Source organism: Streptomyces sp. NPDC047072 (assembly GCF_040643855.1).
Taxonomy (GTDB): Bacteria; Actinomycetota; Actinomycetes; order Streptomycetales; family Streptomycetaceae; genus Streptomyces.
Map to the genome: position 1 here is coordinate 103,659 of NZ_JBEYVC010000004.1, position 11,318 is coordinate 114,976.

Below are 11,318 nucleotides of genomic sequence, written 5' to 3' on the forward strand. Positions count from 1 at the left end.
TCAAAGGCAGAGGAAAGCGAAAGCAAGCAATGAGTCTCACGAGCAACAACACGCTGGTGGCCGCGGTGCTGGCCGCCGTACTGCTGTTCGGTGGCACGGTGTGGCTGTGGCCGCGGCTGGCCCGGCGCGGCTGGCGTGCCGTCGGCGGACGGGTCGGGCTGCTGCTCGCGACTCAGCTGACGCTCTTCGTGGCCGTGGGCCTCGCCGCCAACCAGGCCTTCGGCTTCTACGCCTCCTGGGCCGACCTGTTGGGCCGGGAGACCGGCCAGGGCGTGGTCGTCGACCACACCCCGGGCATCCGCTCGAACGGGCCGCTGCGGGTGACCGACATACGGCAGATGCAGGCGACCGGCGGTTTTCGGCCGTCGTCGGGCGGACAGATCCAGCAGGTCGACATCGTGGGCCGGACGACGCACATCGCGTCACCGGCGTACGTCTATCTGCCCCCGGAGTATTTCCAGGAGCGCTATCGCGGGCGGACCTTTCCCGCGGCCGTCGTTCTCACCGGATATCCGGGCACGGCACGGGCGTTGGTCGACAAGCTCCACTACCCGCGCACGGCTCTGGACCTCGCGAGGGAAGGCCGTATGCAGCCGATGATCCTGGTGATGCTGCGTCCGACGGTGGCGCCGCCGCGGGACACCGAGTGCGTGGACGTGCCGGGCGGTCCGCAGACCGAGTCGTTCTTCGCGCAGGACCTCACCGAGGCCGTGGCGGAGCACTACAGGGTGGGCAAGGGGCCCGGCAGCTGGGGCGTGATCGGCGACTCCACGGGCGGCTACTGCGCGCTGAAGCTCGCGATGCACCACCCGCGCGTGTTCGCCGCGGGGGCGGCCCTGTCGCCGTACTACAAGGCGCCCGTCGACCCCACCACGGGCGACCTTTACCAGGGCCGCAAGGACGTACGGAACCGCGCGAACCTCTGGTGGTGCCTCAAACACCTTCCGGCGCCCGACACCTCACTGCTCGTCACCAGCAGCAAAGAGGGCGAGTCGAACTACAAGGACACCCTGAAGTTCATAGAGCGTGTGCAGGCCACGGGCCTGACGCGGATCTCGTCGATCATCCTCGAAAGCGGCGGGCACAACTTCAACACCTGGCGCCGGGAGATTCCCGCGACCCTGGAATGGGTGAGCGGGCGCCTGGGCGACCACTGGAAATGATCATGAAATGGCGGGGGCCGGGAAACCCGATGCTGTGTGAAGGCCGCGGGGTGGCTGTGTTTTTACGGGGCGGGGCACCACGATTCGCCTACGCGCGGTAAGTTTCTGGCCATGCCACGTGGACGTCACCGCCATTCCCCGCCCTTGCACAGGCTGCTGCCTCCCTCGGCGATCGCCGGCGTCTCCCTCGTCTGCGCCTTCGGTCCCTGGGTGTTCTCGCAGACCGCCGTGCTGCGCGTGATAGCCGCCGTCGCCGCGGCCGTCGCGGTCGTCGGGGCGGCGGTCATGCGCCGCTGGGACGCGCAGGCCGGCAAACAGGTCGCCGACCTCACACGCGCGCGGGCGAGCGACGAGTGGCGGCACGAGGAGCGGGTCGCCGAACTCGAGACCGACCTCGACGAGTCGCGGGAGCTGCGCGGCAAGCTGGAGCAGCGGCTGCGCGCCAAGCGCACCGAACTCGCCGGGCTGCGCAACGAACACGCGGCGCTGCTGCGGCGGTACGCCACCGCCGAGACCGAGCGGGCGAGCGCCCTGGAGGGCCGCCGTCTGCTGGAGATAGAGGCGACCGTGCCGTCGTCGCGGGCGCTGCCGGCGGGGGAGGCGGACGAGGGCGACGGGATCGACACCGAGGTCGGCGACGACGAGGCTGTGGCTGCCTCGGCCGAGGACGGTGTCGCGGAGGAGTCCGAGTCCGAGCGGCCCGCGATCTTCTCGCCGGAGGGGTCCCGGCTGTTCCTGCGGGCCAAGGCGGCGCTGAAGCGGCTCGACGAGGACGGCGAGGGTTCCGACGCCGAGGACGGCCTGGATGTCGAGGGCGACTCGGACACCGATGGCGACTCGGACAGCGAGGGCGTCGAGGGGCCCGGGGGTGACGCGTCGAGCGAGCCCGAGGCCGCGGTGGGCGCCAAGTCCCCGGTCGGTGCGAAGGCGGTGGCCGGCACCAAGAACGTGACCGCCCCGGCTCCCCGCGTCGAGCCCAAGAGCGAGTCGGTGAACGCGGGTTCGGTAGAGCCGGGCGCCAAGTCCGACGCCGGTACGGAGGCCGCCCAGGAGGACGAGGCGCGGGGGAAGCCCGAGGCGGTCGACGCGCATGAGCACGCGGCCGCCGCCCCCTCGGCCAGAGGCACACAGCCGGTGCAGCGGCCCGCCGGACACTTCATCGAGCCGACCGCCGTGGCGGTCGTGCCCGCCGCCCCCGCACGGCGCCCGGCCGTCGAGGGCGGGTTCGACTTCTTCGGCACCAAGTCGGGGACCTCGCGCGACGCCCTGGAGGCCGTGCAGAACGAGGACCTCGCCGACGTCGTGGGCCAGGAGGCGCTCGCCCTGCACAAGGCCGAGTCGGAGGCGGAGTTCAAGCCCGCCGACGAGGAGTCGCGGGGCGTCGGCCAGGTCATCGACCTCACCGCCCACGACGAGACCGAGCAGATCAACCTTCAGGGGCTGCGCAGCGCGGTGTCCTGACGCACCGACACTCCGCTTGGGGCACGGTCAGACCATCCACCGGTCGGGCCGTGCCCCTTTCCGTCCCGTCCGTGACCGCTCCGCCTGGCCCGCGAGCAGCTCCGCGGCCTCCTGAGCGTCCCTCAGACGGGCTGTGACGGTCTTGTTGGCCCCCGTGTCCACATGCACGTCGGCGACCCCCCACAGCCGCTCCCAGGGCCCCTGCGCGAGCCGTACGCTCTGGACCTTCGCGTGCGGCACCAGCGCCAGGCTCCTGCTCAGCCGCCCGTGCCGGGCCGCGAACACCGCGTCGGTGACGGCGATCCCGTAACCGCGCCACCACACGGGCACGCACCATCCGGCCCGCCGCGGCGGCCGGGACAGCGCCGAGGCGGGCGGTACGACCACGCCCGGCAGGACGCGTGCGACGACCGCCTCGGCCACCTCGCGCGGGGCGACCGGCACCAGCACCGAGTTGGACGACCCGGCCACGTCCAGCTCGACCCGGACCCAGCCGCGCCGCCGCCACAACAGCGGCTCCACGATCCGCACGGTCTGCACCCGGCCCGGCGGCACCGTCTCGTGCGTGCGGTCCAGCAGCCCGTGGTCGATGCGCAGCCCGTCCGGGGACTCGCCCACCGTCCAGTCGTACTCGGTGACGAACCGCCCCACGCTGCTCGCGCCCGCCGCGCCCAGCAGCGGCAGGCCGGTCGCCAGGACCGTCCACACGCTGTGGGTGGCGAGCCACAGAAGCGGCGGTACGACGAGTGCGGCGGCCAGCGAGCCCCAGGTGGCGCCCGTCAGCAGCAGGGAGAGCGCGAGGTCGCGCGGGGGAGTGCGCAGCAGTTCGCGCGCCGGGGCCTCGCCGACCTCGTGCGCCGTCTCGGGCGCGAACCCGGCGGCGCGCGCGAGGAGTTCCGCGCGCAGCGCCCGCGCCTCGCGCTCCCCGAGGAAGGCCAGCTCGTCCTTCTTGTCGGTGCCGACGACGTCGAGCCGCAGCTTCGCGACGCCCGCCACGCGCGCGAGGAGCGGCTGGGTCACGTCGATCGCCTGGATGCGCTCCAGGCGGATGTGCGCGGTGCGCCGGAACAACAGGCCGGTCCGGATGCGCAGTTCGGTGTCGGTCACCGCGAAGTGGGTGAACCACCAGGTGAGAAAGCCGTACAGGGCGGCCGTCGGGACGACGACGGCGAGCGCGATCAGCAGGGTGGTGGTCGTCAGCCGGGTCAGCTGGCGCTGCGCCTGGTCGGGGTCGTGCACGGCCCACCCGATGACGACGGCGACCGGCGCCCACGCCCGCCGGAGCGGCGTTATGGGGTGCAGCCGCCGCTCGGTGACAGTCTCCTTCGCCCGCTCGTCCGCTACGGCGTCGTCGACGCCCGGCGTGGTCACAGGCCCGCCGATCGGGCCTCGCCCAGTTCGGTGAGCCGGTCGCGCAGGCGCTCCGCCTCGGCCGGGTCGAGGCCCGGGATGGTCGCGTCGGTCGCGGCGGCGGCCGTGTGCAGCTGCACGCTGGCCAGCCCGAAGTGCCGCTCCACCGGCCCGGAGGTGACCTCCACCAGCTGCATGCGGCCGTACGGCACGACGGTCTCCTCGCGCCACAGCACGCCCCGGCTGATCAGCAGGTCGTCGGCGCGCTCGGCGTAGCGCCAGGAGGCCCAGTTGCGGCCCAGAAGCACCCAGCCCCATCCGGCGAGGGCGAGCGGCAGCAGGGCGAAGGCGGCCCAGGCCGGGCCGCACAACAGGCCGAGCAGCAGTCCCAGCGCCAGGGCGAGCAGCCCCAGCCACACCACCAGCAACAGCCTGCGCATCCGCAGCAGCCCCGGAGGCAGGCCGATCCAGACCGGCCCGTCCGCGACGACCTCTGTGTCCCGCTCGCTCCCCGTCTCCATGAGGCCAGCGTACGTAGGAGAGACTGTGTCCATGACTCCCACGACGGAGACCATGGTCGGCATCGGCGGCGCCGCGGAGAGCACCGACATGGTGCTCAACATCGGACCGCAGCACCCGTCCACGCATGGTGTGCTGCGTCTGAAGCTCGTCCTGGACGGCGAGCGCATCACGCGCGCGGAGCCGGTGATCGGCTATATGCACCGGGGCGCGGAGAAGCTCTTCGAGGCGCGCGACTACCGCCAGATCATCATGCTCGCCAACCGCCACGACTGGCTGTCGGCGTTCTCCAACGAGCTGGGCGTGGTGCTCGCCGTGGAGCGCATGCTCGGCATGGAGGTCCCGGAGAGGGCGGTGTGGACGCGCACGCTGCTCGCCGAGCTCAACCGGGTGCTGAACCACCTGATGTTCCTCGGCTCGTACCCGCTGGAGCTCGGCGGCATCACCCCGGTCTTCTACGCGTTCCGGGAGCGCGAGGTCCTCCAGAACGTCATGGAGGAGGTCTCCGGCGGCCGGATGCACTACATGTTCAACCGGGTCGGCGGCCTCAAGGAGGACCTCCCGGCCGGCTGGGCCACACGCGCGCGTGCCGCGGTCTCCGCCGTGCGCTCGCGCATGGACCGCTTCGACGACCTGGTCCTCGGCAACGAGATCTTCCGGGGGCGCACGCGGGGCGTGGGCGCGCTGTCGCCCCGGGCCGTGCACGCGTACGGCGTGAGCGGGCCGATCGCGCGCGCCTCCGGGGTCGACTTCGACCTGCGGCGCGACGAGCCGTACCTCGCGTACGGCTCTTTGCAGGACACGCTGAAGGTGGTGACCCGTCAGGAGGGCGACTGCCTCGCCCGGTTCGAGGTCCTCCTGGAGCAGACGCACAACGCGCTCGACCTCGCCGACGCCTGCCTCGACCGGCTCGCCGAGCTGCCGCCCGGGCCGATCAACCAGCGGCTCCCGAAGGTCCTGAAGGCGCCCGAGGGCCACACCTACGCGTGGACCGAGAACCCCCTCGGCATCAACGGCTACTACCTCGTCAGCAAGGGCGAGAAGACCCCGTACCGGCTCAAGCTGCGCTCGGCGTCGTACAACAACATCCAGGCGCTCACGGAACTGCTCCCGGGCACGCTGGTGGCGGACATGGTGGCGATCCTGGGGTCACTGTTCTTCGTGGTCGGGGACATCGACAAGTAGCTCCCCGATCCCCACGGGCCGGAGCAGCCACCCGAAGTCCCCGAGCCCGCCCTGCGCGGTCAGCTCGGCGGCCTCTCCGGCGCGCGCGAGGGCGCGGACGTAATCCGCGGGGTGGGTGGAGGCGAGGGCGAGCGGGGGGCGTACGCCTGTGAGGCCGAGGGCGCGCAGGGCGGTGCGCTGCCGGACAACGCGCCCCGCGCCCGCGGTGTCCGTGTCCGGTGCGATCGCCGCCGCGCACGCGTCCAGTGCCACATGGGCCGTGATGTCGCACGAGCCGTCCGGTACCGGTGTCGTCGCGCGCCCCTCGCGGAAGCCGGTGAGGGTGCCGAACGGGGGGCGGGTGGCCGTCGTGTGGGCGTAGTCGACGGCGACCGCCAGGCCCCGGCGCACCGAGGCGACCGCGGAGGCCCACGCCTCGTCCCGGGGCAGCCCGATCTCGGCCCGCAGACCCTCCTCGGGCGGCAGCGGCCACCACCGGGCCAGCCAGGCGGCCTCCGCCCCGGAGATCGGCTCCCCGAGGCTCTCGCGGCCGTCCCGTCGTACGAGAACCCGTCGGGGGACACCCGTAGGGTCCACCTCGGCGATCTCCAGGGGCACGTTGTCGAGCCACTCGTTGGCGAACAGGAGCCCGGTGGCGTCCGTCGGCGGCTTCGGCAGCCACTCGATCCGGTGGTCGAGGCCGGCCGGGCGGTCGGCGATCTCGACGGCGCACGCGCGCGTGCGGGCCGCCACGTCCGCCGGCAGCGCGGCGAGCACCCCGGTCGCCAACTCGCCCCGCCCCGCGGCCATGTCGACGAAGTCGAGCCGCGCGGGACGCCCCAGCGCCTCGTCGACCCGGCACAGCAGCCGGGCCACGGCCTCCGCGAAGAGCGGCGAGGCGTGCACCGACGTACGAAAGTGCCCGGCCGGGCCCTCCGGCCTGCGGTAGAAGCCGCCGGGCCCGTACAGCGCCGCCTGCGCGGCCGCCCGCCACCCGCTCCACTCACCCGTAGTCTCCGCCGTCACCGGGCCAGGCTAAGTGAACACAATCACCGGAACTCCACCTTGCGGAGTACGCGCGGCCGCTACGGATCGGCCCTCCGGTTGACCCCTGCACACATCACGCTTCCCTACTCTGGGTTACGTGCAGCGCCTCTACGACTTCCTCCGCAGGCACCCGACATGGGTCGACGGCTTCTGGGCCGTCTTCCTGTTCGGGATCTCGCTCGCGAGCGAAACCGCCCGTGAGGACTCCCGGGGCACCGAGTCCCAGGTGCTGATCGTCCCGATCCTCCTGCTGCTGTGCCTGACGATCGCGCTGCGCCGCCGGATGCCCGAGCGGATGCTGCTGCTGGCCGCCGCGCTCGGGGTGGCGCAGCTGGTGCTGAACGTCGAGACGACACCCGCCGACTTCGCGATGCTGGTGATCGTCTACACGGTGGCCGCCACCGGCGCCCGCTGGGCCTCCCGGCTCGCATTGGCGATCGGTCTCTGCGCGGCTCCATTGGCGCAGGTCCGCTGGTGGAACGAGGACACCAGTGGCGCCGGGAACGTCGCGCTCATCGTCTTCCAGACGGTGCCGTTCGCTCTCGCCTGGGTGCTCGGCGACTCGATCCGCACCCGCCGCGCCTACTACGAGCAGCTGGAGGAGCGCGCGACCCGGCTGGAGAAGGAGCGCGAGGCGCAGGCCAAGGTCGCCGTCGCCGCCGAGCGCGCCCGGATCGCCCGCGAGCTCCACGACGTCGTCGCGCACAACGTCTCCGTGATGGTCGTGCAGGCCGACGGCGCCGCCTATGTCCTCGACGCCGCCCCCGACCAGGCCAAGAAGGCCCTGGAGACCATCTCCTCCACCGGCCGCCAGGCCCTCGCCGAGATGCGCCGCCTGCTGGGCGTGCTGCGCACCGGCGAGCACCAGGAGGGCGGCGAGTACGTCCCGCAGCCCGACGTGGAGCAGATCGACGACCTGGTCCAGCAGTGCCGCGGCTCCGGACTGCCCGTCGACTTCAAGATCGAGGGCACCCCGCGCCCGCTGCCCAGCGGCGTCGAGCTGACCGCGTACCGGATCGTGCAGGAGGCGCTCACCAACACGCGCAAGCACGGCGGACCGAACGCGGGTGCGAGCGTCCGGCTGGTCTACTTCGACGACGGGCTCGGCCTGCTCGTCGAGGACGACGGCAAGGGCGCCCCGCACGAGCTGTACGAGGAGGGCGGCGCCGACGGCGCGGGCCACGGCCTGATCGGCATGCGCGAGCGGGTCGGCATGGTCGGCGGCACCCTGGACGCGGGACCGCGACCCGGCGGAGGATTCCGCATCAGCGCGCTGCTGCCGCTCAAACCAGCGCATTGACAGCTACGCACGCCCCCTGTTGACACCTGTCACGCCCCCCAGACCACCCCGCTGTACGACCCAGAGGAACGGAAGAGGCCCCATGACGATCCGCGTGATGCTCGTCGACGACCAGGTGCTGCTGCGCACCGGGTTCCGGATGGTGCTCGCGGCCCAGCCGGACATGGAGGTCGTCGCGGAGGCGGGCGACGGCGTGGAGGCCCTCCAGGTGCTGAGCGCGACCGCCGTCGACGTCGTCCTCATGGACGTCCGCATGCCGAAGCTCGACGGCGTGGAGACCACCCGCCGCATCTGCTCGCAGCCCGACCCGCCGAAGGTGCTGATCCTGACCACCTTCGACCTCGACGAGTACGCCTTCTCCGGGCTGAAGGCGGGCGCCTCCGGCTTCATGCTCAAGGACGTGCCGCCCGGCGAGCTGCTGGCCGCGATCCGCTCCGTGCACAGCGGCGACGCGGTGGTGGCCCCCTCGACGACCCGCCGTCTGCTCGACCGGTTCGCCCCGATGCTGCCCGCCACCGGCAAGGAGGCCCAGCACAAGGAGCTGGAGCGGCTCACCGACCGCGAGCGCGAGGTCATGGTGCTGGTCGCGCAGGGGCTGTCCAACGGGGAGATCGCCGCCCGTCTTGTGCTGTCCGAGGCGACCGTGAAGACCCATGTGGGCCGCATCCTGACCAAGCTGGGCCTGCGGGACCGGGTGCAGGTGGTGGTCCTCGCCTACGAGACGGGCCTGGTGCGCGCGGGCGGCCACGGCTGACTTGGGGGACGGCTGCCGGGCGCTCAGCGCAGGATGCCCTCCAGGAAGTCGCTGCCCAGCCGGGCCACGACCGCGATGTCCAGCTGGTGCTGGACGTACCGGCCGCGGCGGCGCGTGGTGATCAGGCCCGCCTTCTTCAGGACGCCCAGATGCCGGGATATCTCCGGGGCGGTCATGCCGTGGGCCCGCGCCAGCTCGCCGGTGGTGCAGGCGCTGCCGGCCAGATTGCGGCAGATCCGCATCCGGACGGGATGGGACAGGGCCGTCATCCGCAGGGCCAGCTGCTCGACGGAGGGCGGCGCCGCGAGCTCCGGGGAGCCGACCGGGTAGTGCAGCACCGGCTGCCAGCCCGGGCGGTACAGGACGGACAGATGGGGCCATCCGAAGCTGGTCGGGATGAGGAGCAGGGCGCCGTCCGCCGTGGCCGTACGGCCTACGTTCAGCTTGTCGATCCTGATCTCCGCGGCGGTCTCGTCGAGCGTGATCGCCGGGGACACCGCGGCCAGCGCCTCGGCCAGGCCTCTGCGGTGCAGGAGGTCGCTCTTGTGGCGGGCGTCCGCGGTGAGCCGGTGGCGCAGCCGGGACCAGGCCTCGGCGAAGAACGCCTCCTCGCAGTCGCGCAGGAACTGCCGCAGCCAGGCCCGGATGCCGGGCGGATCGCTCAGCAGCAGTGCGCTGAAGCGGGCCTGCCGCGGCCCCCGCGCGGCGGCCAGCTCCAGGGCGCGGCGGCGCTGGGCCGGGTCGGCGAGGGTGCCGGGCCCCTCGCCGTAGCAGGGCATCGGGGAGGTGAACTCCATGGCCGCGTCCACGAACTGCTCGTCCGTCAGCTTGTCCAGCTGGTCCAGTTCCTCGGCGAGCGTCGCCCCGGGCAGGGCGCCGCCCGGGATGCCCGCGTACGGCAGGAACAGGTCCGAGAACGTCGTCCGCCACAGGAACTCCGCCTCGCACATCCGGTCGGCCAGACGCGGGTCGAGCGCGGCGGTCACCCCCGTCACCCAGCCCTGGACCCCGGGGTGGTGCCCCGGCTCGGACAGCGCGTGCAGCGCCATGCAGAGCTCGGCCAGGGGCGAGGGCACGAAGGCGACCCCTTCCGGCCGCAGCCCCGCGATGTCGATGTGCACGCTCATGTCCTCATGGTGCACCCCGCCACTGACAACGCGGCCGTCGATTGACGGCGGCCGTCAATCCGCCGGTCGGTCCAGGCTGTCGGCCTCCTTGAGCTGTACGTCCTTCAGCCGTACGACGAAGTCCGCGACGGCCGCCTTCACGTCCGCGGACGTCCACTCCAGGCCGGCGGCGCGGACGTACACCTCCGTGGCGGCCAGACCGGGCCCCTTCGCGTCCCAGGCGTTCGCGAACAGGACGGTGCCGGTCTCCTCGGCCTGCCGGATCGCGGCCTCCGACAGGACGTCGAGGTCGTACGGCAGCCAGACCTGGAACTCGTTCGTGTGCGGCTCGGCCGGCAGGACGCGCGCCCACGGCAGCCCGGCCGCCGCGAACCCCTCCCGCAGCGCGGCGGCCACCACGCGCGCGTGGGTCACGTACTCCGGCAGCCGGGGCAGCTCGTGCTTCAGTCCGGCCAGCGCCGTGAGCGCCGTGGGGAACTGCTGGAAGACCATGCCGCCGTAGCGGTGCCGCCAGACCTTGGCCTCCTCCACCAGCGTCCTGGGCCCGGCGAGGGCCGCGCCCCCATAGGCGCCGAGGGACTTGTAGTACGACACGTAGACGCTGTCCGCCAGGCCCGCGATCTCCTCCAGGGGGCGGCCGAGGTGGACCGTGGACTCCCACAGGCGCGCGCCGTCGAAGTGCACCACCGCGTCCCGCTCCCGGGCGGCCTCCACCAGCTCGGTGAGCTCCTCCCAGGAGGGCAGCAGGAAACCGGCGTCCCTGAGGGGCAGCTCCAGCATCAGCGTCCCGAAGGGCTCGGGGAGGCCGCGGACCTCGTCGGCGGTCGGCTGGCGCGGCTCGCTCGTCAGCCTCACCGGACGCAGGCCGCTGACCTGGCTGAGCGCGTCCTCCTCGTGCACGAGGGGGTGGGCCAGGCCGTGCAGGGCGACGGCGGGGTTCCCGGTGCGGCCCGCCCAGCAGCGCAGGGCGACCTGCTGGGCCATCGTGCCCGTGGGGAAGAAGGCGGCGGCCTCCTTGCCGAGCAGCGCGGCGGTCCGCTCCTCCAGCGCCTCGACGACGCCGTTGCCGTAGAGGTCGGACCGGTCGTCGAGGTCGTAGACGTCCGCCGCCGTGTCCAGCGCCGCGAGGCGCTCGCGGAGCGTGCCCAGGAAGTCCAGGTGCGCGAGGACGCGGTCCGCGCTCCGGTACGCGCGTATGCGCCGTTCGCGGCGCTCGAGGAGCCGTTCGCCGTCCGTGGTCTGCTCGTCGGTCCGCTTGTCCTGATCCGCTGCATCGCTCATGCCCTGGATCATCGCCCGGCCCCCGCGCGCGGGCACCCCCATTTCCGGGCACGGCCGCGTGCGGAAACCCACAGCCTGTGGACAACCGGACGCCTCCCGAACCGATCGCGTTAACATGACGAGAAATCGTCCGGTACCCGGAGCGGACTGGA

10 protein-coding genes are annotated in these 11,318 nt (G+C 72.8%); 5 read left to right on the plus strand and 5 right to left on the minus strand.

The window, feature by feature from the left end:
* The first annotated feature begins 29 nt into the window (after nucleotides 1-29).
* The gene (locus tag ABZ896_RS03105; protein WP_360920967.1) at nucleotides 30-1,163 is read left to right on the plus strand and encodes an alpha/beta hydrolase-fold protein; all 1,134 of its coding nucleotides are present in this window, start codon (nucleotides 30-32) and stop codon (nucleotides 1,161-1,163) included.
* A 111-nt stretch (nucleotides 1,164-1,274) separates the two neighbouring features.
* Nucleotides 1,275-2,624, plus strand: coding sequence for a hypothetical protein (locus ABZ896_RS03110; protein WP_360920970.1), 1,350 nt, complete (start codon nucleotides 1,275-1,277; stop codon nucleotides 2,622-2,624).
* A gap of 27 nt (nucleotides 2,625-2,651) precedes the next feature.
* Here ABZ896_RS03110 and ABZ896_RS03115 read toward each other — a convergent pair whose 3' ends face one another.
* Both ABZ896_RS03115 and ABZ896_RS03120 read right to left on the minus strand, forming a co-directional pair.
* Entirely contained in the window at nucleotides 2,652-3,995 is a 1,344-nt protein-coding gene (locus ABZ896_RS03115; protein ID WP_360920973.1) for a PH domain-containing protein, read from the minus strand.
* Nucleotides 3,992-4,495, minus strand: a complete 504-nt coding sequence (locus ABZ896_RS03120; protein ID WP_360920976.1) for a PH domain-containing protein — start codon at nucleotides 4,493-4,495, stop codon at nucleotides 3,992-3,994. The genes ABZ896_RS03115 and ABZ896_RS03120 overlap by 4 nt, the downstream gene beginning before the upstream one ends.
* 31 nt (nucleotides 4,496-4,526) lie before the next feature.
* Here ABZ896_RS03120 and ABZ896_RS03125 point away from each other — a divergent pair, with 31 nt between their 5' ends.
* Complete coding sequence (locus tag ABZ896_RS03125; protein ID WP_360920979.1) at nucleotides 4,527-5,678, plus strand: NADH-quinone oxidoreductase subunit D; 1,152 nt, start codon at nucleotides 4,527-4,529, stop codon at nucleotides 5,676-5,678.
* Here ABZ896_RS03125 and ABZ896_RS03130 read toward each other — a convergent pair.
* Nucleotides 5,643-6,683 carry an SAM-dependent methyltransferase gene (locus ABZ896_RS03130; RefSeq protein WP_360920982.1) on the minus strand — a complete coding sequence of 347 codons (1,041 nt, stop codon included), beginning with the start codon at nucleotides 6,681-6,683 and terminating at the stop codon, nucleotides 5,643-5,645. The two genes, ABZ896_RS03125 and ABZ896_RS03130, sit on opposite strands and share 36 nt — an antisense overlap.
* 118 nt (nucleotides 6,684-6,801) lie before the next feature.
* Between ABZ896_RS03130 and ABZ896_RS03135 the strand changes: the two genes are divergently transcribed.
* Together ABZ896_RS03135 and ABZ896_RS03140 are read left to right on the plus strand one after the other, a co-directional pair.
* Nucleotides 6,802-8,004: a sensor histidine kinase gene (locus ABZ896_RS03135; RefSeq protein ID WP_360920985.1), complete on the plus strand. Its 1,203-nt coding sequence runs from the start codon at nucleotides 6,802-6,804 to the stop codon at nucleotides 8,002-8,004.
* An 82-nt stretch (nucleotides 8,005-8,086) separates the two neighbouring features.
* Nucleotides 8,087-8,758, plus strand: coding sequence for a response regulator transcription factor (locus tag ABZ896_RS03140; protein WP_360920988.1), 672 nt, complete (start codon nucleotides 8,087-8,089; stop codon nucleotides 8,756-8,758).
* Nucleotides 8,759-8,781: 23 nt separating this feature from the next.
* Here the strand turns inward: ABZ896_RS03140 and ABZ896_RS03145 are convergent, their stop codons facing one another.
* Both ABZ896_RS03145 and ABZ896_RS03150 read right to left on the minus strand, forming a co-directional pair.
* Nucleotides 8,782-9,885 (minus strand): DUF5937 family protein, encoded by a 1,104-nt coding sequence (locus ABZ896_RS03145; RefSeq protein WP_360920991.1) that lies wholly within the window; start codon nucleotides 9,883-9,885, stop codon nucleotides 8,782-8,784.
* Nucleotides 9,886-9,939: 54 nt separating this feature from the next.
* Entirely contained in the window at nucleotides 9,940-11,166 is a 1,227-nt protein-coding gene (locus tag ABZ896_RS03150) for a beta-eliminating lyase-related protein (protein ID WP_360920994.1), read from the minus strand.
* Nucleotides 11,167-11,318: the final 152 nt, after the last annotated feature.